The sequence below is a fragment of the Algoriphagus faecimaris genome (assembly GCF_900101705.1).
Classification (GTDB): Bacteria; Bacteroidota; Bacteroidia; order Cytophagales; family Cyclobacteriaceae; genus Algoriphagus; species Algoriphagus faecimaris.
Genome location: NZ_FNAC01000006.1, coordinates 117,890 through 140,567, shown reverse-complemented (window position 1 = coordinate 140,567; position 22,678 = coordinate 117,890). Strand labels below are relative to the sequence as shown.

Genomic DNA, 22,678 nt, shown 5'->3' with positions numbered 1-22,678 from the left:
AAATTATCTGATTGATTCTAATAGGATAAGAGTCACATTTGGGAATTTTAACATTCCTTAGTTTTGTTCCAAACTTAGAAATATCAAATTTTACCCGATTTAATACTTCACAGAGATGAATCAAGAAATTGAAAGAGTTAAGGTTTTGATAGTAGGATCAGGACCCGCAGGATATACTGCCGCTATCTATGCCTCTAGAGCAGGTTTAGAGCCTATTCTATATACTGGAGGTCAGCCGGGTGGTCAGTTGACCATCACCACCGATGTGGAAAATTACCCAGGCTACCCTGATGGGATCATGGGACCTGAGATGATGGAGGATTTTAGAAAACAAGCTGAACGTTTTGGCACCAAAGTCCGATACGGAATGGTCACTGGTGTAGATTTCAGCCAAAAGCCTCATGTAGTCACCGTAGATGATCAAGTGACGGTTCATGCAGATACAGTTATTATTTCTACCGGAGCTTCTGCAAAATGGCTGGGTTTAGATAGTGAGACGCGTCTAAATGGTAAAGGTGTATCCGCCTGTGCGGTATGCGATGGTTTCTTTTTTAGAGGACAGGATGTGGCGATTGTAGGTGCAGGTGATACTGCATGCGAGGAGGCTTCGTATTTGGCTAATATTTGTAGCAAAGTATACATGATAGTCCGCAGGGATGAGATGCGCGCTTCTCAAATCATGCAAAACCGTGTGATGAATAATCCTAAGATTGAAATTCTCTGGAATACCGAGACCGATGAGATTTTGGGCGAGGATGAAGTGAATGGAGTTCGTGTTTATAATAATGTTACCCAAGAAAAAAAGGAATTGAAGATTTCTGGCTTCTTTGTTGCTATTGGTCATCAACCAAACACTGAGGTGTTCAAAGATTTCATTCACATGGATGAAGCCGGTTATATAAAAACCATTCCTGGAAGTACAAAAACAAATGTCGAGGGCGTTTTTGCTTGTGGAGATGCACAAGATCACATCTACCGACAGGCTGTAACTGCCGCAGGAACTGGCTGTATGGCTGCTTTGGATGCCGAGAGGTATTTAGCTGCAATGGAGAATCATTAAAAGTCATTCATGAAGTATCCACTATTGATACTATTTCTGGGAATCTTTTTGAGCATTGGTCTTACCCCGGCCAATGCTCAAATTTTTCCTAAGATCATTAAAAAGAGTAATTCTGAGACTACTACAGTCCCTCAAGAACGAAGGAACATTGAACTCCGTGCCTTCGATCAAGATGCCTATTTACAATCCTTAAGTACAATCACGGATTCTCTAATTTTTGAGAATAACGTCAATCTTCGCAAATCAAGATCCATCATCGCCGAAGATCAAAACTTGATGATTTGGGCACCTACCAATCGCCTAATTAAGGTTTCAGAACAAATTCAAATTGATAGTATTTGGGTAACTGCGTTTGAATATTACGCCAATTGGGACTCCAAGAAGGTGGATATTTACAATTTTGACGTTAGAAATTTTCAAGATACAGTCAATGTCCGTCTTTATGATCCCTTTTTTGGCTACCAATGGAAAATGCCCACCGATATCATGAAGATCAACTCATCCTATGGGCCTAGATGGGGTAGAATGCATTACGGAACAGACTTGGACCTGAATACAGGAGACCCTGTTTATGCAGGTTTTGATGGGATCGTTCGTGTGCGTTCGTACGATAGGTATGGCTATGGTAATTTTTTAGTAGTCAGACATAAAAATGGTTTGGAAACACTCTATGGTCATATGTCTAAACTTATCGCCCAAGTAGGTGATGAGGTCAAAGCTGGAGATATTATAGGAAAAGGAGGTAGTACAGGGAGAAGTACGGGTCCACACTTACATTACGAATTACGGTATAGAGGGCTAGCATTTGATCCAGAGTTGGTATACGATTTTCCCAATGGGAAAATTAAATTTCAAGATTATCAGATTACTCCCGGCACGTTTAACCAAGTCGTTCAGGCGCGCACGGCGGCTTATCATAGAGTCAAACGTGGGGATACCTTAGGAGGAATAGCGAGGAGATATGGTGTATCTGTTAGCACTTTAACAAGATTAAACCGAATATCAACTCGAACCATTCTTCGCATTGGCCAAAATTTAAGAGTCCGTTAAATGATGAAAAAACTAGATATTTTAGTAATTGCAGCTCATCCTGATGATGCAGAATTAGGTTGTTCCGGTACGATTGCAGCTCATATAGCTCGTGGATATAAGGTGGGGATTGTGGATTTGACCCAAGGGGAGATGGGCACACGTGGCACTCCCGAACTCCGACTCAAAGAAGCTGATGATGCGGCAAAGATTTTGGGCCTTTCTGCCCGAGAAAATATGGGATTCAAAGACGTTTTATTTTTGGACGATGAGTCCCATCAGTTGGACCTGATCAAAGTGATCCGGAAATACCAACCGGATATTGTTTTAGCTAACGCCATCAGAGATCGACACCCCGATCATGGCAAAGGAGCAAGTTTGGCAACCCATGCCTGTTTTATGAGTGGACTTCGAAAAATAGAGACCACTTATGAAGGAGAAAAGCAAGATGCTTGGAGACCCAAATTTGTCTATCATTATATTCAAAACAATTATATAGAGCCTGATTTTGTTTTTGATATCACCGATTTTTGGGATATTAAAGTGAAAAGTATTCTGGCTTTTCAGTCACAATTCCATGATCCAGAAAGCAATGAGCCTGAAAGCTTCATTTCTAATCCGGAATTTTTACCCTTTATCGAAGCGAGAGCAAGAGAGATGGGGCATCGGATCCTCACGAAATACGGAGAAGGGTTTACTGTAGAGCGAATGATTGGTTCGCAAAACCTTTTTGATCTGAAATAATCGATTAAGGAGCTAATCTGGAAATTTGCCAGTCTGTTTCTTTTGCTTCATATAGAATACGGTCATGAAGACGACTAGGTCTTCCCTGCCAAAATTCCACTTTGTTGGGTATCAATCGAAAGCCTCCCCAGAAAGGAGGTCTAGAAATTTGTTCAGAGGCAAATCTCGTTTCCGTTTCCTTCAAACGCTGATCAAGTACTTCTCTTGACCCGATTTTTTGACTTTGGGGTGAAGTCCATGCGCCGATTTGAGAGCCGACGGGCCTGCTGAAAAAATAATCATCCGACTCTTTGCCACTTATTCTTTCTACTTTTCCTGTGACTCTTACTTGACGTTCAAGTTCTGCCCAGAAAAAAGTAAGAGCAGCAAATGGATTTTTACTCAGCTCCTGACCTTTTTCACTTTCATAATTAGTAAAAAAAACAAACCCATGGTCTACTTCCTTCAAAAGGACTATTCGCGCATTTGGAAAGCCATCAAGAGACAAGGTAGAAAGCGTCATCGCATTGACCTCAAGAACCTCGGATTTCATAGCCTCCTTCATCCAATTTCTAAACTGAGACAAGGGGTCATTCAACACATCCTCTATTTCCAGAGAACGAAGTGAATACTCTTTTCGGATCGATGCAATATTCATAATGGATTTGACTTAAATTTTTCTAGAATAAATGTACGATCAGCATTGCATTTATAAAATTTAGGCATATATTTTTCATTCAATAATTTTATTTCTACCATGAGCAGTGATAAGATTCCCGACCTTTCGGCTGGTGATTTATTGATCTCAGAGCCTTTTTTGCTGGATGAGAATTTTACCAGATCTGTAGTTCTCCTATGCGAGCATAATGCAGAGGGGAGCTTTGGACTTATTTTGAATAAACCTTCCATTCTGAAGCTTGCCGAAATTATGGATCGCTTATCATTTGTAGATAAGGAAGTCTATGTCGGGGGTCCTGTAGAGCAGAATACGCTCCACTATATCTATCAAGGAAAGAAACTCCTTGAAGAGAGTATTCAAATCGGTCCTGAAATGTGGTGGGGAGGTAATTTTGAAGAATTAGCTCTTGGTCTACAGTCAGGGAATATCGACATTGACGACTTTCGCTTTTTCTTGGGATACTCCGGGTGGGCTCCCGATCAACTCAAAGAGGAATTGATAGAAAGCACTTGGATTGTCTGCCAAAATGCCTTGGATGAAAACACACTAAGTTACACACCTGACGAACTCTGGAGAAAGGTGCTCTTAAATATGGGAGGGGATTTCAAGCTTCTTGCAAATTATCCCCTTGACCCCAGATTAAATTAGGCAAAATCGCTACTTTTGCCCATATTGCTTTGAAATTTAGTGTTTTTATGATTGAGAAAGACGACGATCTGTCTGGAAAAGACAAGGTGACCCAAGCAGCTGATAATTCAGAGGTGAAGGGTAAAACAGAAGAAACTGCAGCTGACCAAACAAGTCAGGCCTCAGAAGATTCACCTTCCAAAAAGGAGGAAACTGCTAAAACTGAGGATTCTTCCAACCCTCCAAAGGTGGAAGAAGAGGGAAAAAATCAACCTGAAGTATCAAGCGAAAAGGCTAAAACTCCTTCGGGAGATGAGAAGGATGGTGCCGAAGATACCGAAGAAACTGAAGAAGATCATTCGGAAGAGGAGCTTGATTTGACTGGTTTGGATAAGAGCCAACTTCTGGAAGTCTTAAAAGACAAGGTTAAAGGAGAAACAGCAGTAATGAAAATTGACCGAGTAGTCAATGAAATAAAAGCTGCTTTTGATGAATTCACCTCCAAAGAAAGAGAAGAAGCCTTTGAGAAATTCAAAGCTGAAGGCGGCGTGGAAGATGATTTTGACTTTCGACCTTCTGAAGAAGAGCGAGAATTCAATCAATATTACTTTGAGTTTAGAAAGCAAGTCTCTACACTGAGAAAAGAAGCTGAGCGTCAGAAAGAGAAAAACCTTGAAACTAAAACAGATATACTAAACCGTCTCCGTGAATTGGTAGATGGAGAGGAAACCACCCTCAGTATGAATGCCATCAAGGCGATTCAGGAGGAGTGGAAAGCCATTGGGCCGGTGCCATCTTCTCAAAACAGAAGTCTCTGGGCCAGCTATAATGCGCTGATGGATCGGTTTTATGACAATAGAAGTATCTACTTCGAACTCAAAGAACTCGATCGTAAGAAAAATTTAGAAAGCAAGTTGGAGCTTTGTGAAAAAGCCGAGGCGCTTAAGACAGTGCCTGACCTCAAGGAAGCCATTAAATCACTGAATGAGCTCCATGAGGAATTTAAGCATATTGGTCCTGTGCCTAGAGACGAACAAGAAGCCCTTTGGCAGCGGTTCAAAAGCGCATCAGATGCCGTATATGATCGTAGAAAAGAATTTTACGACAGTCAAAAGGAAGTTTTTAAAAAGAATCAAACAGAAAAAGAGGCTTTGATCGAAAAGCTAAATGCTTTCAAAGACTTTAAAGCCGATCGAATCAAGGACTGGAATACCAAAACCAAAGAAATCCTAGAAATCCAGAAAGCTTGGGAGAAAATAGGACAAGTGCCACGCGAAAGCGGAAGAGAAATCAACAAGGCATTTTGGTCAGGTTTTAAGCAATTCTTTCATCAAAAAAACCTATTCTTCAAAGAATTGGATGAAATAAGAGCTTCCAATCAATCCAAGGCTGAAGAGCTGATAAAAAAGGCAGAAGAGCTAAAGGATTCTACCGATTGGCAGAGTACCGCGAATGATTTGATCAAGTTGCAGCAAGAATGGAAGAAACTGGGTCCTACGCCTGAGAAGAGCCGTGATGCCCTATACAAGCGATTCAAAAACGCTTGTGATGAGTTTTTCGAAAACCGTCGTAGTTCCAATAAGCAGGCCAATTCGGAATATGAGGCCAATTACAAGGCTAAACAGGAAGTTTGTCAGGAAATCATCGCAGCTGCGGCAGGAGAAGAGCCTGGAGAGCAAGAATTAACCGATTTGGTAGGGAAGTTTAATGAGATTGGATTTGTACCTCGAAAAAACATGAAGGAGATTCAAGCTCAGTTTAAGGCTGCGGTAGATACCTATTTGGAGAAATTAAATCCTGACAACTTTGACCGAGAAGATTTCTTGTTCCGTTTAAATCTGAACAGGATTCAATCCGATCCAAATGCGGTAAAAACTTTCAATAAGAAGGAACACGGGATTCGCAAGCAAATCTCTGATTTGGAAAATAACATCACCCTTTGGAAAACTAATTTAGAGTTCTTTGCAGCTTCTAAGACGGCAGATAAGCTCAAAGATCAGTTTGATGTGAAAATCCAAAAAGCAGAAGAAGAGATCGAAAAGTTGAAGAAAAGACTATCAATTTTGAGAGAATTCTAAATTAATCCCACTCAGAATAAGGGAGATAGGGAATAGCTTCAAAAAATCAATTAACGGCATTTGGACTCAATAGTAGGAAGGCCTATATTTGCACCACGTTAAAGATAAAAGCCTCTTTAGCTCAGCTGGTAGAGCAACTGACTTGTAATCAGTAGGTCGCTGGTTCGATCCCGGCAAGGGGCTCATTTAACAAAGCACTTAGATATTTCTAGGTGCTTTTTTTATGCCTTTTTAGGTGCTGTAGTGTAGTTTTTCTACAGTAGATCAATTTTTTGAAGTTCATCAAAAAAGAGAGAATCAAGAATAGCCGTTTTCAGAAGCAATTCAATTTTTCCGATCAAGGGCTCAAAAAAACACTCATAAATGGGTGGATTTTTTTTATGATAATGAAGTGAGGTCATATCTTCGATTTACTTAGGATAGATCTCGTGCATTGGTGTTTCTTTCCCTCTGTCGAATTAGAAGGCAATCCAAGTCCTATAAACCCTAATCCTCAAACAGAAATATTTCTTTTATCTTTTTATGCATTGGGGAGGTAAATCCTTTGGGATATCACCCTAAAAATATGGCCTCAGCCAAAGCTCTCTTGCCTAATTTTTTTTTGCTTTGATAAGCGTTGTATTCATCTTTTTTCCTTAAATTTTATTTCATTTTAATCCTTTAATTTCATGAAAAAATTATCCTCATTATTTCTCGTTGTTCTTTTGGCTATACTATAGGTTCAGTAGCCACTTTTTCTAGTTTTATGGGCTCTCCTGAGTACTTCGAAGGAAAGTGGGCCGTTACCGTTTACGATACGCCAGAAGGCACAGCTACTATTCCTATGCGCTTTGAAACTGTTGACGGTAAAACCATGGGCTATTTCGTAGAAGATGCTTCTGGTTCTGAAAAGGAAATGTCCTCTGTAAGTATCACAGATGGTGTTCTAACAGCTTATTTCAATATCACAGGTTATGATGTTTATCTAAGTCTGAAAAAAGTGGATGATGAAAGTGCTTCCGGATCGCTAATGGATATGTTTGTGACTGAGGCTAAGAAGGTTAAATAAGCAGGAATTGGGAAGCTTGAAGTTAGAAGACCGGTAGCAGAAGTTTGAAGCGGGTTTGACAAATATCCCACTTCTCAGTACCCTCTGTTTTTAATATTCTTAATCAAAAAATAAGGCCTGGAAATTTCCCAGGCCTTTCGGTTTTATTTGCTTAAAGTAAACTCCGGTAAATGCTTGATTTTCCCGCCTTCCATCGCAGACTCATGTGCTAAAATTCCCACACAGGTGATATTGGCGGATTGTCGGGCATTGGGGTAGGGATCTCGCTCATCGGTCAAAGCAACCAAAAACTCATGGACCAAGTGAGGATGCGAGCCTCCGTGGCCGGAACCTTGGATAAAGGATAAATGCTGATTTTCGTCTTGATCATAGACTCCCTGTGTGGTGAAGGAGGCGATTTCCTCGGGAAGCAAATGCGCATAATCAGGAATCTTCACCTTTTCAGGTATCTCGCCGGTATGAATCACTGAGTCTTCATGCTCGATCAGCGTCCACTCAAAGGATTTTTTGGAACCATACACATCGAAGCTTTCCCGATATTGTCTGGCCGTATTGAACAGGGATCGGGTCACTTCAGCCGCCAAATCAGAGTCCTTCAATTTGATATGACAGGTCTCTATAGCGAATGGGGATCCGTACTTTGGGATCAGGTTTTCATCGATTCTACCCGAACCCAAGCAAGAAACGTATTCGGCTTCTCCTTTTGGCAAAGCCAATACTGGTCCTACACAATGCGTGGCATAGTGCATAGGAGGGAGGCCTTCCCAGTAACCTGGCCAACCAGCCATTTCCTGTTGGTGGGAAGCACGGAGAAACTGAATTTTCCCCAAATCGCCCTTTTCGTACATCTCCTTTACAAAAAGAAATTCACGAGAATATACCACGGTCTCCATCATCATATAGGTAAGTCCGGTTCGTTCGGTTTCGGCTACGATTTGTCGACATTCCTCGACAGTAGTAGCCATTGGAACGGTACAGGCTACATGTTTGCCAGCACGCAGGGCCTTTAAAGATTGCTCTGCATGATTTTGAATTGGTGTATTGATATGAACTGCGTCGATATTGGGATCTTTTAGCAGTTCATCGTAATCGGTATACACGTGCTCAATGCCAAAAGCTTTTCCGATGGCCTCTGCCTTTTCTTGATTTCGCTGGCAGATAGCATACATATTGGCCAGAGGATGCTTTTGATAGATCGGGATAAATTCCGCTCCAAAGCCTAAGCCGATAATTGCGATATTGATAGGTTTTTTGCTCATGTGTATGTTATGTTTTGGGTTGAAAAAGATTGATTATAATCTGATTTCTGATGGTTTTGCCTCCCTGAACAGCCTACCTCGAACCCGTTTCGGGGACGTTGAAGTGTCAGCCTGAAGTACCAAAATCCGTAATCGGTAGCACTTTAGAGAGGAGAGTTTCGAAATCGAAAGCGCCTACTACCTTCGGAATCTCGTCTGTAGGGTGCTCAGGGTGAAATTGTTTTGCGCTTTGTATTTATTTTGAAGCCCATTTTCTGAGAAATCCCAGCCCTTCCTTGGCAAATCCATCCTGAGAAGGGACTAAAGGCTTCCAGATACAGACTGCTCCAGCAAGTTCCTTTACCTCTGGGGTAAAGCTTTCGATAGAGATTGTTCCGCTGTAGTTCACCGCTTCCAATCCTCTTTTCCAGGCTTCCCAGTTGGTTTGTCCCGTGCCCGGAGTGCCTCGATAGTTTTCTGATACCTGCACATGAATCAATTTTGATCCTACTGTCCGTATTGCCTGTTCTATGCTCGGCTCTTCGATATTCAAATGAAAGCCATCCAGAAGGGCCTTTGCTTCAGGTTGATTGATATCTGTGATGAGCTGCATCAACTCCTCGGCAGTATTGATCAGGTCCGTTTCAAATCTATTGAGGGTCTCGAGCGCTATTTCCAAGCCTTGGACTCGGGCGCGTTCACATACTTTTCGAAGGTTACTCACCGCCCGGTCCCATTCGATTTTTTTCTGTTCGGCAGAGACTAAGCGAGCTTTGCCCACTGCAGAATACATGGGGCCGGCGACAAAACCGCTTCCCAGTTCCGCTGCGATATCAAAACACTGATCCAAATAATCAAAACAAACCTGATGGTAAACAGGGTCATCGTGTGTCAAGTCGCGACTTGGGCCAAAGGCTCCGCAAATGACCGCTTCAAGCCCATGATCTGCTAAGGCTTTCTTCACTTCATCTACCTTTATCAGGGAGGGATCTTCCACGGGAATTTCGACCTTATCGTAGCCATATTCCTTGATTTTCGGAAAAAGCTTGATCGCCTCTGAATTAAAAGGGGAGGTCCATAGCCAGGTACTTACTCCGAATTTTACATCTAAAGCCATGATTACTCTACTTTCATTATTCCGTTCATAATTCTCCAGTGTCCCGGCACAGTACAGACAAAGGGATATTCACCAGGCTCTGTAGGGGCGGTAAAAACTAGGGATTCTCTACCTTCCGGATCGACAAGGGCGGTAGCAATGATCACTTCAGGGATCTGAGGCACGTAGTTTTGCTCGGCACCCCGAGGATTTCTAGCCAATTCATCCGCTGCATTTCCGATAGTTTCCATGCTTCCTTTTTGTCCTATGACCAAATTGTGCTGCATGAAATCCGGATTTTCAAAATCAATGGTGACCTGAGCACCTGCTTTGACGGTAAATTCAGCCTTATCAAACTTCATTTCGTGTGGGATTACCCCTAGTTTGACGATCATGGATCCATTGGCAGAAGTGGTGGTAGCAGCAGTGCTTTCACTTTCTTCTAATTCCGCTCCGGGCTTGGTCAGTGAAAGGGTGGACTTATTGCTCAGTCTTCCTCCAAACCACCAATCCCCTTCATATTTCCCTACGACATTTCTACTGTCATTTCTACCAACACGAACCGATTGAGGCCGGAGTTCATCTGTGAAAAGCCCTTTGGTTCTGGCCGTTCCGATTACATTTCCATTGATAGAAAGACGCATATCACCCGATTCTTTGAGACTTGCCTCGATAATGAATTGCTCCTCGGGTAGGTTTTTGGTCGAACTGATGATGGTTTGCTTTTCATCTTGCGCCACTGCAAAATGAAGTGCATCCTCATAGATATACAAACTGTAGCCATTGGTGTTATTTCCCTGAGCCACAAGTACACCAGCAAGAGGATTTTCAGCCTTAGAGATGATCATTCTCAGGTCAATTTCTTTACCCGCCACTTCGGGTGGAAATAAAATGGAATTTCGCTGATCGAGTGGATACTGTTCGCTGATTAAACTACGGCTGATTCGATCTGCCAGTGAAATGTCTTCTTCAGCTCCTGCATTGGCAGGTGAATAGGTTCTCTTTGCAAATTCTGTAGGGTGGGAAAGCACCGCGGCAAACATCGCCTGAGGCAGGTAGGCATCGCTTGCATTACTTTCATCAGCAGCTAACTGATAGAGTGATTTTGCCGCATCTTCAGAAAAAGGCATTTCAGAGATAGCCAAAAACGCTTCTTTTCGAGTGTGCTGATCCTCATCTTGGAGTAAATTGGAAGCTAGGATAGCCTTCATGGCATCTGGAGTTTTGGGAAGAACGCGGAGTGCATTTTTGCGAACTGATGCGGAAGGATGTCGAAGGGCCTTTTCAACCAGCATTTCGGCTTCTCGATTTGTTCCGTCTAGTGCCCCCAAACCATGCAAAGCCCATAACGCATGAATAGCAGCAGGATTTAATCCGATTTCATCCTGTTCTTGATTGCTGATGAGTTTATAGAGCTCAGGAAGTAGCTCCACCTTTTTGTTTTCTACTATCAATCTTTGCGCTGTCAATCTCCAAAACATATTGTCACTCTTCAGCGCAGCGATTAGCTCTTTGTTGTTATTGTTTGAAAGATCAAATTCTTGAGCTTCTTGTGCTCCTTTATATACTAGCCGATAGATTCTCCCGTGCTCCGCATCGCGAAGAGGATTGATGTAGGCATTTCCAGCTCCATTTTCGAAGCCTCTAGGTGTAGGATTGTGCTGAATGATGAAATTATACCAATCGGCCACCCAAAGTGCCCCATCTGGTCCGACTTCCGCATGTACGGGTGAAAACCATTCATCAGAACTGGCAAGAATATTAAAGCCATTTTTCTCACTATATCCCGAACCATCAGGGTTGATGATGGCATTGTGCAAGACCCGTCCGGTTGGCTCCGCGACAAAGGCAATTCGATTCCAGTATTCTTTAGGGAAGCTTCTAGCGGTGTAGAAATTATGCCCGGCTGCTGCCGTGTAGCTTCCGTGCCAATCCACTTGACGTAAAAACGGTGTCAAGTGTGGCATATCGTAGTGAGAGTCGATTCCGTGAACGGTATTGGCCGAGCCTTGGTAGATGGGTCTTTTTACAAATTTATTAGCCATGGAAAAATAGACGCTGTGCTGACCATTGGCGGTGGAGATAAAGGTTTCAAAATCTTCTGTAAAACCCAATCCCCAAGTATTGTTGGAGGTATTGCCGAGGTATTCGAGATTTTCACCGCTTGGGTCAAAACGGTAAACACCTTGTCCAAAGTTGAACTGCTGCCCGCTGACTTCACCATTGAAACCTGAGTAACCCAAGACTCCCCAGATTTTATTGTCAAATCCATACCGAAGGTTGGAAGGTCCGGCATGAGTATCGCTTTTGCCCCAACCCGTCATAATTACCTCACGTACATCGGCTACGTCATCTCCATCGGTATCCTTTAGAAATACAAAGTCAGGAGCCATGGAAATCAGCATTCCGCCATTGATAGGGGTGATGGAAGTAGGAATATTCAAGTTGTCGGCAAAAATGGTCACCTTATCTGCCTTTCCATCTCCATCGGTATCTTCTAGAATTTTGATCTTATCACTGCCGCCTTCTTGACGAACTTCATTGGGATAATCGGTCGTTTCGATGACGAAGAGCCGTCCCCGCTCATCCCAAGTCATGGAAATAGGATTAATGATCATGGGTTCGGATGCGAATAACTCCAATTCAAAACCAACCGGTACCTGAACCAATTTTTGACTTTCTTCTGGAGAAAGTGGAAGCTGATATCGCGGGGCTGGATCCCGACGCTCATAATTGGGGATTTCTGCATCCCTAAATTCAGGCTGAGGTATATTATAGGCTGTCAGAAGCTCATTCACCTGATCGCCCACTGCCCAAAGAATACCATTGGCTACTAATTGCTGGAATTCAGATTTCTCCCATGTTTTTTCATTATGACCATAAGCAGTGTAGAAAATTCTTCCTTTTCCCTGTTCTCGGGTCCAGGTATAAGGCTCGCGACCCTCTTCATCTACACGCTCCATAAGAATATGCATATCAGGATTGACAGCCGTATGTACATAGGTTTCATCCCAGGTTTCAAATTCGTTAATTCCCTCCATGATAGGATGATCAGCATCAATGATTTCTGCAGTGAAATCTCCTGTACCGTGCGTACTAAACTGCCCTCCAACGGCCTCTACATACCAGTCAGAGTTACGGAAACAAAATGAAGCACTGTGAATCGGAATCAATGCTTTTCCACCTTCCACATAATCCTTCAGCGCATTTTCTTGTGAAGAGCTGATTTCATCATGATTGGCATAAATCATCAATCCGTCATAATTCTGCAATTTGTCGGTATTGAGATCATTTGGGTCAGTCGTGTAGGTAAGGTTGATTCCTTTTTGAAACAGTGGAGTACTTAGGTACATCATCAGTTTCTCAGAATTGTGATGCTCACTTTCATGTCCGAGAACGAGAATTTCTACGCGTCTAGGCTCGGTCATGGAAAGGTAAGATTTCTTCTCTGAGCAAGCCACTAAAGACAAAACTCCGAGTACAAAAAGCAAGAAAATGCTTTTGAGGAAATTTGGGTTATTCATGGGTTTGGATTTACTGTAATTTCGAACTACTATATTCCAGAAATTTCGGGACTATAGCTTACTGTATTCTGTTAAAAATTGACTGTATTTTGATATTTTTACCTAGTTTTCAAAACTAGACTTGCAATAATAAGTGAAAAAACCAGTTAAAAAATCGCGAATCCCGGAAGATAAAGCCTTTGTTGTCAAAGAGTTAATTGCTCCATATTTTGATGTGAATTGGCACTTTCACTCTGAATATCAATTATTTACTGCTTTAGAGGGTAGGGGGACTCGCTTTATTGGAGACCATATGCAGTCTTTTAGGGAAGGGGATATGGTGCTTACTGGACCTAATCTACCTCATCTTTGGAGAAATGATCAGGCTTACTTTGAACCTGATTCAAAGCTGAGAACCCATGGAATAGTAGTGTATTTTCCCGAGGATTTTCTTCGTAATTCGGTTTTTGAACTGGAGGAGTTTGAGTCGATCGCTCAGATGCTAAAAAAATCCCAGCGGGGCATAGCCATCTTTGGGGAAACCAACAGATGGATTAAAAGTCAGATGCAGGCTTTGCTGAAGGATAAAGGAATCGAAAGAATCCTCCGGTTTTTGAATATTTTGGAGAAAATAGCAGAGTCCAATGAGTGTAAACAAATCGCCCATGTAGACTATATCAATACCCATAAAGAGTCTGAAAAGGATAGAATGGGGTTGGTATATGAATACGTCATGCAGCATTTCCAAAACAAGGTGAGTTTGGAAAATGTAGCGGCCTTGGCCAATCTTTCACCTAGTGCTTTTAGCCGATTTTTTAAAGCAAGGGTAAACAAGTCCTTTTCTGATTTTCTGACGGATCTACGAATAGCTCATTCTTGCAAATTGCTACACGAAACAGACTTAAATATCAGTGAAATAGCCTATGAAAGTGGATTTTTGACACTTTCCAATTTCAATAAACTTTTTCGCGAACGGATGCAAAAGACTCCTGGAGAGTACAGGCGGGAGTTTTTTGTCAGTTATGGCAGCTAGAGCTTTTCTACTAAATCCTGATAATAAGAACCGCTCACCGGCACCTTTTGATCTTCTACCCAAACCTGGTGTCGTTCGACTTTTTGAACCAATTTTTTATTGACCAGAAAAGAACGGTGAGAGCGGATGAAATAGGAGGGAATCATTTTTTCTGCTTCGGTAAGGGTCATTCGGCTCATGACCTTATGCGTTTTGCTTCGAAAAGTGACATAGTTCCCCTGAGCTTCACAATAGAGCAGATCGTTAAAATCAATACGAACCTGCCCATCATTGGATTTAACGAAGGTGTATTGGTTTTCGGAATCAGGATTTAGTTCTATCCAGTCTTGAGCTTTTTGACAGGCTTTGAGAAAGCGACTCAGGCTAAAAGGCTTCAGTAGATAATCCAATGCATCGAGTTCAAAGCCCTGAACTGCAAACTCAGAATAGGCGGTAGTGAAAACAACCAAGATTTCTTTGGGTAGCAAAGTAGCCACATCGATTCCAGAAATATCCGGCATGTTTATATCCAAGAAGACCAGTTGGATCCGATTGTTTTTGGCATATTCCAGTCCCTCGATGGCATTGGTGAAGGTAGCTTCGATTTCTAGAAATGGAACACGTTCGGCAAGGGATTTGATCACCTCTAGCGCATAGGTCTCATCGTCAATGGCGATTGATTTGATCATTATTTAAGGTTTTAAAAATTGAAGCAAAAGTACAGTTCCTTCGCTTTTCAAATGATTCTGAACTTCAATGGGGTAGGCCTCCGGGTTTGAATCTTGTCCAAAGCTGACAGGATCGATCAGGGAAACCAGAGTTTGGTCATCTAAATTAGCAGAAGGAATGAACAATTCCCGAAGATGAAAGTCATTGAAATCAATTTTTTGAACCAATAACTCGTTACTTTTCCTATGGAGCGCAAAGGTCCAAAAGGACCTGTCCGTGCCACTGACCATTCCAAATAAATAATGCCCTACAGGAAGTACTGGGCTTTGTAGGTAGCGAAAAACCTGATCTTGCCCTTCAAGTTTATCCTTAAGTTGAAAATCAAATACCATTTCATCTGGTAATCGATTGGTTTCGAAATCGATTAGGATTCGACTCAGCAAATTTCCCTTTTCATTAAAAACAGCTATGGTGTCATTAGGTGGCCTATGATAGATAATTGATTTTTTACTTTGGGATACTATTCCCGCATGATAATAAATATTGGCATTTGGGACATTGGGAGGATAGTAAAAATAAAGGCTGTCCGGTTCAAAGTTTAGATTGAAAACACCGAATTTCTGGTTATTAACCAATCCTGAGTTTTGATGGTCAAAATTGATCGCTAAAAACCAAAAATCTTCTTGTTTGGCAAAACCACCCGAATTCACTGGAATTGAAGTAGCTGCTTTAAATTGTCCTGTCGAATAATAAGTAATAATTCGTTTTTGGACTTTATCTAATATCAAAACATCTCCATTTTCCAAAACCTGAAAGTCATCAATATTTTTTAATTGATTGGGACCTTCACCGATTTCTCCGATGCTTTGGATAAAATTCCCTTCACGATCAAAGACCAAAACCCCAGCATCAGAAAGATGATCAAAAAGATAAAATCGATCATTCCTTGCCAAAAGTTTATCCACTCTACTGAAAAGCGCATTTTGAGTTGTACTCAGTAAAATAAACTCTTGTTTTTCCACTAAATCGGAGTGCACCATGGCTTTAGCATCTTTAAATGGAATCGAGACAAGCGCTGAATTGGGGCTTACTTCTGGAGACACACTACAAGCCAAAAGTGAAAGCAGAAGAAATGATAAAAGTGAAATTGACCTTAAATGCATAATTAACGAGGAAATAATATTTAGGAATTGATTGAAATTAAATAATGATTATAGTTCAATTGGTTAGAGATGTACAGAAAAGTGCACAAAGAAGTCCGAATCATTACTTACGATGTTCAATTGATGTCGATTAGGGTAGACTAAATTTAAGCGTTTTTTGAGATTATCTAGGCCGATTCCAGAGCTCTCTCGTGAGTTTTCTTTGGATTTGACCGGGTGCACACTATTCACCAAATCAAGATGAAGTGAACCTGATATGCATCGCAAGTTTAACCGGATCCATGATTTTTCTTTGGTCGAAATACCGTGTTTGAAAGCATTTTCTACAAAAGGAATAATCAGCATTGGAGCGATTTCTCCCTTGCATTCGATATCATTGATCTGAAAATCAAGGTCTAAATTGGCTTGGTTGCCGAAGCGAAGCAGCTGAAGATCAATGTAATTTCTGAGGTAGTCGATTTCCCGAGAAATGGGAATTTTAGGCATTTGGTTTTCATGAAGCATAAAGCGCATCATGTCGCCTAGTTTTTGAATACCATCAGAAGTCTTTTCGGCTTTTTCCATCAAAGCGCTTGCATAAAGTGTATTGAGTGCATTAAATAAAAAATGCGGATTGATCTGAGAGCGAAGAAATTCCATATTGGCTTGGCCTTGATCCACTTGATAGGTGAGTTCGGTGATTTGCCCCATATAGGCCTCAAGTTTTCTAAAAATTAGGGAAGTTAATGGAAAGAAAATCAACTGAATGAAAGCAGCCACACCTAAGCCACCCACAAAGAAAATCTCTTCTTGATTTTCTTCTACTGAGATGATTAGAAAAACCAAAAGAATCAAAGCGACCAAGCCCCAATTGAATAATCGAGCCTGGGCTATTTTGCCTTTTTTTCTTTTTCCATAAACCAAAAAATAATTGTAGAGGCTGGAAATGAATATGCCAGGTAAAAAAACACCAAATATTATCGATGGTCCGGGACTAGCGATGGGGTCTAATTGGATTAAGAAAAACAAAGAAAAGAGGTAGCTCAAGATTAAGCGGGCATAATTGTAAACCTGGAAATCACGAACCCTAGGAGGTGTTAGAGCTTGATTTAATAAGTTTGCGCCAATCTGATAGCAGGCATAGAGGACAATGATTCCCAGAAAAAATGTAGGAAAAGGATTTTTGATTAATCCTCCTTGATAGCCAAATAGGGCACTTATCCCAAAGGCAACCAGCCCAGTCAAAAATATCCAGATAATGGATGGCCACTTTTCATTTTCCCGAATAAATTTCGGGATTAGGATCATGTGGATAAGATGAAATCCGGCGTAAAGTGTTGCTAAAATCACTATTCTACTGACAAATCTAAAGATTGTTTGGTCATTGTCATTGTAAAAAGAGGGCCGATAGCCAAAGAGGATAAACAAAAAAGCGATTAGGGTTGCTGTAGTAACAATCCACCATTCTACTTGACGAAAATCTAGACTTTTACTTTTCATAGGTTGATAAATTTAATTTCAGTGATGGGTTTTAAGCTATTATTAATCAATTGATTATAATCAAAATAAGATTATAAATCAGCGCAAGCAAAATCAGGAAATAAAAGGTGTTTCTTTGTTTCATGGTTGGGCCAAGTCAATGTATTGCTAAATGCTGATACAAGCTTAGGCGACTTAATCTTGGATTTCAAAAATATGGGACGAGTGACCAGAAATTCGGGATAGAATTTCAGAAGGATAGAAAATATGCGTTTAGAAAGGATTGGAAAGTAAATCCAAGCCCCAGAACCAAGGTAAAACGAAGAACACCATTAAGGTGATTAGTAAAACGGAAAGTAGGTTTAACCAAAAACCCGCTTTGACCATGTCTCGCATTTGCAGGAAGCCTGACCCAAATACGACAGCATTTGGGGGAGTGGCTACCGGAAGCATAAAGGCACAACTCGCGGCTAGAGTAGCCCCAACCATCAAGCCAAAAGGGTGTAAGTCTAATTTAGAAGCCACTGAAGCTAGAATGGGCAGTAGCATGGAAGCTGTAGCAACATTGGAAGTGACTTCCGTCAAGAAATTTACAGAAGCAACAATGATTAAGAGTAAAATAAAAAAGCCAACGCCATCAATAAGCGTGAATTTCTGACCTATCCAAACGGCTAACCCTGTAGCTTGAAAGCCTTGAGCTAAGGCCAAACCACCACCAAAAAGTATCAAAATGCCCCAAGGAATTCTTTCTGCAGTTTTCCAGTCCAGAATTCTTTTAGTTTTAGTTGAATCGGGCAGGACAAATAACAAAACAACCCCTGTCAAAACAATGATGGTGTCATTGATAGCTGGGATTAAAGGCTGTAATAAATATTCTCTAAAAATCCAGGAAAAGCATACTAATCCAAAAACGATTAAAACTGATTTCTCTTCATAACTCATTTTTCCTAGATCGGCCAGTTGTTTACCAACTATTGATTTGGCATTTTCCAACTTGAATTTCTTGGGTAGGGGATTAGCGTAAGATATAAGGTAATACCAAGTCACAAAAAGTAGGAAAAGGGAGAGAGGTAAGCCAAAGAGAAACCACTCGTTAAAACCTATAGTATAGTCATACAAATCGCTGATTACAGCAACCATGATCGTATTGGTAGGTGTACCAATCAAGGTGGCAATACCACCGATAGAGGCTCCATAAGCAATTCCAAGCATGATATTTTTGCCTAAATTCTGGGAGAGAGAGTTATTGTTTTCAATTTGTGATTGAAATTGTTTCACTACGGCTAGGCCGATGGGCAACATCATCAGTGAGGTCGCAGAATTGGAAATCCACATCGAAAGAAAACCAGTTGCCAGAATAAAACCTAGAACAATAGTTCTTAAATCAGTTCCAATAAGGTTAATGATAGAAAGTGCGATTCTCCGATGTAAATTCCATTTTTCTATTCCCGTAGCCATTAAAAAACCGCCCATGTAGAGCATGACTGTGGGATGCATGTAATTGGCAGAAGTATCAGCAATTGGTAAAATACCAAGCGTTGGCATGAAAATAAGCGGAAGAAAAGCGGTAGCAGCAATGGGGAGCGCTTCGCTGATCCACCAGATAGCCATCCAAGCTGCCAAGCCCAACATCGACAGACCTTCTGGACTTAGGTCAGAAGTCTGTACCAAATTTATGATCAGAATAAAAGAAAGGGGACCAAGATAGAGTCCAATTTGGGCTAGGTTGATCTTCATTCAGTTATGGCTAGGGGTAATCAGATGAGGCATGGAAGATAAAAAGATTCTTAGGAAATTCTAAGGTAAAAAATACTACTTAACATAATGTAAATTATGTAACAATTAATACAAATCAAAATCAATTACAAAAGACAAAAAAGAAAGCCATCTTACTTCTTTTAAAGCAGAACCAATTAAACTGCTATTTAAATTGATTTAGCAATGATTTTGAAAGCGCTTGATGGTTATTACATCGATTGCAAGTCCAAATTTTGAGGTTTTGTAGTAATCAAGTGAAAGAAATGATGTAGTGGAAATTTATGTTTTTTGAGATGTTGAGAGCTAATTACATTGATTTTTGAAAGGTGTTGACCTCCAAGAATTGTTAATTATTAATGTTTTTACTAAGAAATTGTTATGAAATATTTCTACCTAACAGCTCTTACTCTTTTTATAGTAGCTAAGTCTGTTAATGCCCAAAATACCCAGGTGGCAATTCAGCAAGATGATAGCGGGATGAGACTCCAAGTTAATGGGAAGGATTTCATGGTGAATGGAATGAATTGGGATTATTTTCCAATTGGGACCAATTTCAACTATAGCCTTTGGAGACAGCCCGATGATATTATTATGGCTGCTTTAGACGCAGAAATGTCACTTCTTAAAAACATGGGTGTCAATTCAGTTCGGATCTACACCGGCATTCCAGCTAAATGGATTACTTATATCTACGAAAGATATGGTATCTACACGATGCTCAATCACTCTTTTGGCAGGTATGGACTGACACTTGAAGGCGGCTGGATGGCCAATACCGAATACTCCGATCCAAGAGTAAGAGCTCTCCTACTAAAAGAAGTGACAGAAATGGTCCGACAATACAGAGGTACACCAGGTCTCCTACTCTATCTTTTGGGTAATGAAAATAACTATGGATTGTTTTGGGGAGGCGCTGAAACGGAGGATATTCCTGTAGAAGATAGAGAGTCGACGATAAGAGCGACTGCCATGTATAAATTATTCAATGAAGCCACGCTAGCGATGAAGGCTATCGATACTAGTGTGCCCATCGCGATTTGTAATGGAGATTTACTCTTTTTAGAGATTATCAAAGAAGAATGTAAGGACATTGATATTTTTGGTACCAACATGTACAGAGGGGCTTCATTTGGTGATGCATTTGACCGCGTTATGAATGAGTTAAATAAACCCATCCTTTTTACCGAATTTGGAGCTGATGCCTTCAATGCCATCGATAATGCAGAAGACCAACAATCACAGGCCTATTACATGGTCAATAACTGGCAAGAGATTTATGAAAATGCTGCTGGACTAGGTAAGGCTGGTAATTCACTGGGTGGATACACGTTCCAGTTTAGCGATGGCTGGTGGAAAACTGGTCAAACCGTAGATCTTGAAATTCATAACACCGAGGCATCTTGGGCTAATGGCGGGTACGAACGCGATTTTATCGAGGGAGAAAATAATATGAATGAGGAATGGTTTGGAGTTGCTGCAAAAGGCCAGACTACTCCACGTGGACTCTATACGCTCTATCCCAGGGCTGCCTATTACGCGCTGCAGGAAGCACACCAGTTTGATCCATATAATTCGGCTGCGACGCTAGGGTCTGTTCAAAACCATTTTGCAACTATCGACTTAACGGAAGCAATGCTCAAGGCAAGAAGTGATAAGGCGGCACTTCAGGGTGAACAGTCTGGTATACTTTCCATCAGTGAACTCAGAGCGCAATTTACCACTTTCAACACCGGAGGTAATCTTACCACTACCCCAGAAAACCCTGATCCCGATCAGGTCACTTTTCCCAATCAACAAGGTTTTGATCAACTTCAGTCCTTTTTTGTGGGAGTAGAAGCCAACCCTTCGTCCAATGTAAGAGCCAATGTATCTTTCAACATTCTGGGAAATGTAGCCCTCAACCCCATCGATGAGATTTTCTATGAAAACCGAGGTCGTCCAGTTACCATCCAAACCCAAAACGGGACACAAGTAGCTGATGCTTTAGGTCGAGTTGCAGTATACCAGGCTGAATATACCTGGAACCACAAGTTTTTTGATTTGAAAGGGTTTTACCGAACAGGTCATTACCACTGGGGATATGAGGGAGATTTTTTCGGACTTTACCCGGAGGCCAATTACGGTCCCAACATTGATATTTATAACGCCCTTGCCCCTTCCGGATTTGAAATTAACGGTAAAAAGCTGTTGAAAAATTTCAAACTGGCTTTTGGTCGTGAGCTTTGGTGGGGAGCTAACCCAGCTGTGCTCGTGAAATATAGAAATCAAATGGGTAAAACGACTTTTACGGGAATTTTCCACGAAGACCTGGATGACCCAGGGGTGGCGGTTAGTTCCATTGCGATTCCCCAACCTAGAACCAGAAGATTAACCTTTCAGACAGAAACAGAACTTTCAGAAAACTTGAAGTTTGAAATTGGGGGTATCTGGGCAGGCCAGCCTTTGATAGATAGAGAATTTCAGATAGTAAGAGGTACAGAAGGCAACTACGAAACCTTTACTGATAGGATAAGAGCCAGTGACTTGTGGGGAGGAAAGGCCAAGATTACTTTTAGTAAAGGGCGAATCAATTGGTATGCGCAAGCTGCGTCTCAAGGATTGGTTGCTAATGGTGGCGGAGATTATACGCGGACTTTTACAGGCTGGACACTCAAAGACAATGGCAGTGGTAATAAGAACAACGTCTTATCAGGTTTTACCTATACTGTAGGAAACCTTCAAATTGCTCCTAATTTCATGTGGCAAAAGCCTTTGGTAGATCCAATACCGACAAATATGGGTGGGCCTGCAAGACCTAGAAATATTTTGGAGGATCCTTTTGTAGTTCGATTCAATCGTGAAACAGTGGGGGGTGAATTGCTTTTGACATTTGATCCTACACCCGGAACCTGGATGTACGATTGGGACAATGATATGCAAGAAGATGCTCCTTTGGCGGCCAGTTTAGGATTTGTCTACCGACACTTACCGACGACAATGGATGCAGCTATCATTTTTCCTGGAACAGGCCGTGTTCCGGTAGCTGCTGATGGTGCACCACCAGCATTGGACTTGTGGGAGATCAATACCCGAATCGTATCTAAAATCAACTCCCGATTTGGCATCATTGCCAATGTCTACGGGGGCAACGGGCAGGCAAATGGTCCTGATCCACGAACGATTCAGCGCTATGGTGGAGATGTGAGAATGATATACAAAGACATCAAGATTTCGTCATTTCTAAAATTTAATGATTGGGGACCTTTTGACTTTCACCGTGATTTCAACTTAACTTTTCCTATCCAGATCATGACTGATATCTCTACTTCTGTTGGAAAGCAAGAATGGTACATGTTGCCTAATACTACCATGGGTGTACGATTTACATGGCGCTCATTGGATCAGTTTTCTCCTCGGTACAATCCCGCGCAGACTGTAGATATCAGTGGAAATATAATTCCTGATCCTACAGCAGTCGGTTTCCCTAATGGAAATGAGTGGGAATTGAGAACCTATGTTCACATCCACATCGGAAAATAATGAAAGCCTCAAGGATGA

At 41.4% G+C, this 22,678-nt stretch carries 16 protein-coding genes and 1 tRNA gene; 9 read left to right on the top strand and 8 right to left on the bottom strand.

Annotated elements, in window-relative coordinates:
* Positions 1 to 115: 115 nt before the first annotated feature.
* From trxB to bshB1, 3 genes are read left to right on the top strand one after another with little or no spacing between them, the layout of a single operon-like run.
* On the top strand, positions 116 to 1,060 hold the full coding sequence (trxB, locus tag BLQ57_RS04940) for a thioredoxin-disulfide reductase (RefSeq protein ID WP_087938113.1): 945 nt from the start codon (positions 116 to 118) through the stop codon (positions 1,058 to 1,060).
* A gap of 9 nt (positions 1,061 to 1,069) precedes the next feature.
* Positions 1,070 to 2,110: a peptidoglycan DD-metalloendopeptidase family protein gene (locus BLQ57_RS04935; RefSeq protein ID WP_087938114.1), complete on the top strand. Its 1,041-nt coding sequence runs from the start codon at positions 1,070 to 1,072 to the stop codon at positions 2,108 to 2,110.
* A gap of 3 nt (positions 2,111 to 2,113) precedes the next feature.
* The gene (gene bshB1, locus BLQ57_RS04930; RefSeq protein ID WP_087938226.1) at positions 2,114 to 2,833 is read left to right on the top strand and encodes a bacillithiol biosynthesis deacetylase BshB1; all 720 of its coding nucleotides are present in this window, start codon (positions 2,114 to 2,116) and stop codon (positions 2,831 to 2,833) included.
* Positions 2,834 to 2,837: 4 nt separating this feature from the next.
* On the opposite strand, the gene pdxH is transcribed toward bshB1, so the two are convergent.
* Positions 2,838 to 3,470 carry a pyridoxamine 5'-phosphate oxidase gene (pdxH, locus tag BLQ57_RS04925; protein WP_087938115.1) on the bottom strand — a complete coding sequence of 211 codons (633 nt, stop codon included), beginning with the start codon at positions 3,468 to 3,470 and terminating at the stop codon, positions 2,838 to 2,840.
* Positions 3,471 to 3,569: 99 nt separating this feature from the next.
* On the opposite strand from pdxH, the gene BLQ57_RS04920 reads away from it, so the two are divergent.
* From BLQ57_RS04920 to BLQ57_RS04905, 4 genes are all read left to right on the top strand, one after another.
* Positions 3,570 to 4,139: a YqgE/AlgH family protein gene (locus BLQ57_RS04920; protein WP_087938116.1), complete on the top strand. Its 570-nt coding sequence runs from the start codon at positions 3,570 to 3,572 to the stop codon at positions 4,137 to 4,139.
* Positions 4,140 to 4,186: 47 nt separating this feature from the next.
* Positions 4,187 to 6,196, top strand: coding sequence for a DUF349 domain-containing protein (locus tag BLQ57_RS04915; RefSeq protein WP_087938117.1), 2,010 nt, complete (start codon positions 4,187 to 4,189; stop codon positions 6,194 to 6,196).
* Between the two features lie 110 nt (positions 6,197 to 6,306).
* Positions 6,307 to 6,379: transfer RNA gene (locus BLQ57_RS04910), tRNA-Thr, on the top strand.
* Between the two features lie 562 nt (positions 6,380 to 6,941).
* On the top strand, positions 6,942 to 7,244 hold the full coding sequence (locus BLQ57_RS04905; RefSeq protein ID WP_087938118.1) for a hypothetical protein: 303 nt from the start codon (positions 6,942 to 6,944) through the stop codon (positions 7,242 to 7,244).
* Positions 7,245 to 7,387: 143 nt separating this feature from the next.
* Here BLQ57_RS04905 and BLQ57_RS04900 read toward each other — a convergent pair whose 3' ends face one another.
* From BLQ57_RS04900 to BLQ57_RS04890, 3 genes are all read right to left on the bottom strand, one after another.
* Positions 7,388 to 8,503 carry a Gfo/Idh/MocA family protein gene (locus tag BLQ57_RS04900; protein WP_087938119.1) on the bottom strand — a complete coding sequence of 372 codons (1,116 nt, stop codon included), beginning with the start codon at positions 8,501 to 8,503 and terminating at the stop codon, positions 7,388 to 7,390.
* Between the two features lie 235 nt (positions 8,504 to 8,738).
* Complete coding sequence (locus BLQ57_RS04895) at positions 8,739 to 9,599, bottom strand: sugar phosphate isomerase/epimerase family protein (RefSeq protein WP_087938120.1); 861 nt, start codon at positions 9,597 to 9,599, stop codon at positions 8,739 to 8,741.
* A gap of 2 nt (positions 9,600 to 9,601) precedes the next feature.
* Positions 9,602 to 13,102 carry a PVC-type heme-binding CxxCH protein gene (locus tag BLQ57_RS04890; protein ID WP_087938121.1) on the bottom strand — a complete coding sequence of 1,167 codons (3,501 nt, stop codon included), beginning with the start codon at positions 13,100 to 13,102 and terminating at the stop codon, positions 9,602 to 9,604.
* A gap of 133 nt (positions 13,103 to 13,235) precedes the next feature.
* On the opposite strand from BLQ57_RS04890, the gene BLQ57_RS04885 reads away from it, so the two are divergent.
* On the top strand, positions 13,236 to 14,114 hold the full coding sequence (locus tag BLQ57_RS04885; protein WP_087938122.1) for an AraC family transcriptional regulator: 879 nt from the start codon (positions 13,236 to 13,238) through the stop codon (positions 14,112 to 14,114).
* Here the strand turns inward: BLQ57_RS04885 and BLQ57_RS04880 are convergent.
* The 4 genes from BLQ57_RS04880 to BLQ57_RS04865 form a co-directional block, all read right to left on the bottom strand.
* The gene (locus BLQ57_RS04880) at positions 14,111 to 14,782 is read right to left on the bottom strand and encodes a LytR/AlgR family response regulator transcription factor (RefSeq protein WP_087938123.1); all 672 of its coding nucleotides are present in this window, start codon (positions 14,780 to 14,782) and stop codon (positions 14,111 to 14,113) included. The genes BLQ57_RS04885 and BLQ57_RS04880 overlap by 4 nt on opposite strands.
* Positions 14,783 to 14,785: 3 nt before the next feature.
* Complete coding sequence (locus tag BLQ57_RS04875; RefSeq protein WP_087938124.1) at positions 14,786 to 15,925, bottom strand: 6-bladed beta-propeller; 1,140 nt, start codon at positions 15,923 to 15,925, stop codon at positions 14,786 to 14,788.
* Positions 15,926 to 15,988: 63 nt separating this feature from the next.
* Positions 15,989 to 17,404, bottom strand: a complete 1,416-nt coding sequence (locus tag BLQ57_RS04870; protein ID WP_087938125.1) for a sensor histidine kinase — start codon at positions 17,402 to 17,404, stop codon at positions 15,989 to 15,991.
* A gap of 252 nt (positions 17,405 to 17,656) precedes the next feature.
* A complete protein-coding gene (locus BLQ57_RS04865; RefSeq protein ID WP_087938126.1) occupies positions 17,657 to 19,120 on the bottom strand; it encodes an SLC13 family permease in 1,464 nt (487 codons plus the stop codon).
* A gap of 399 nt (positions 19,121 to 19,519) precedes the next feature.
* Here BLQ57_RS04865 and BLQ57_RS04860 point away from each other — a divergent pair, with 399 nt between their 5' ends.
* Positions 19,520 to 22,660, top strand: a complete 3,141-nt coding sequence (locus BLQ57_RS04860; protein ID WP_087938127.1) for a glycoside hydrolase family 2 TIM barrel-domain containing protein — start codon at positions 19,520 to 19,522, stop codon at positions 22,658 to 22,660.
* Positions 22,661 to 22,678: the final 18 nt, after the last annotated feature.

What these genes read in the sequence shown, in the direction of transcription:
- BLQ57_RS04935 (WP_087938114.1), top strand. Translation starts at nt 1,070, where the DNA reads ATGAAGTATCCACTATTGATACTATTTCTGGGAATCTTTTTGAGCATT.
- BLQ57_RS04895 (WP_087938120.1), bottom strand. Translation starts at nt 9,599, where the DNA reads ATGGCTTTAGATGTAAAATTCGGAGTAAGTACCTGGCTATGGACCTCC.
- BLQ57_RS04915 (WP_087938117.1), top strand. Translation starts at nt 4,187, where the DNA reads ATGATTGAGAAAGACGACGATCTGTCTGGAAAAGACAAGGTGACCCAA.
- pdxH (WP_087938115.1), bottom strand. Translation starts at nt 3,470, where the DNA reads ATGAATATTGCATCGATCCGAAAAGAGTATTCACTTCGTTCTCTGGAA.
- bshB1 (WP_087938226.1), top strand. Translation starts at nt 2,114, where the DNA reads ATGAAAAAACTAGATATTTTAGTAATTGCAGCTCATCCTGATGATGCA.
- BLQ57_RS04870 (WP_087938125.1), bottom strand. Translation starts at nt 17,404, where the DNA reads ATGAAAAGTAAAAGTCTAGATTTTCGTCAAGTAGAATGGTGGATTGTT.
- BLQ57_RS04865 (WP_087938126.1), bottom strand. Translation starts at nt 19,120, where the DNA reads ATGAAGATCAACCTAGCCCAAATTGGACTCTATCTTGGTCCCCTTTCT.
- trxB (WP_087938113.1), top strand. Translation starts at nt 116, where the DNA reads ATGAATCAAGAAATTGAAAGAGTTAAGGTTTTGATAGTAGGATCAGGA.
- BLQ57_RS04900 (WP_087938119.1), bottom strand. Translation starts at nt 8,503, where the DNA reads ATGAGCAAAAAACCTATCAATATCGCAATTATCGGCTTAGGCTTTGGA.
- BLQ57_RS04890 (WP_087938121.1), bottom strand. Translation starts at nt 13,102, where the DNA reads ATGAATAACCCAAATTTCCTCAAAAGCATTTTCTTGCTTTTTGTACTC.
- BLQ57_RS04875 (WP_087938124.1), bottom strand. Translation starts at nt 15,925, where the DNA reads ATGCATTTAAGGTCAATTTCACTTTTATCATTTCTTCTGCTTTCACTT.
- BLQ57_RS04880 (WP_087938123.1), bottom strand. Translation starts at nt 14,782, where the DNA reads ATGATCAAATCAATCGCCATTGACGATGAGACCTATGCGCTAGAGGTG.
- BLQ57_RS04920 (WP_087938116.1), top strand. Translation starts at nt 3,570, where the DNA reads ATGAGCAGTGATAAGATTCCCGACCTTTCGGCTGGTGATTTATTGATC.
- BLQ57_RS04905 (WP_087938118.1), top strand. Translation starts at nt 6,942, where the DNA reads ATGGGCTCTCCTGAGTACTTCGAAGGAAAGTGGGCCGTTACCGTTTAC.
- BLQ57_RS04860 (WP_087938127.1), top strand. Translation starts at nt 19,520, where the DNA reads ATGAAATATTTCTACCTAACAGCTCTTACTCTTTTTATAGTAGCTAAG.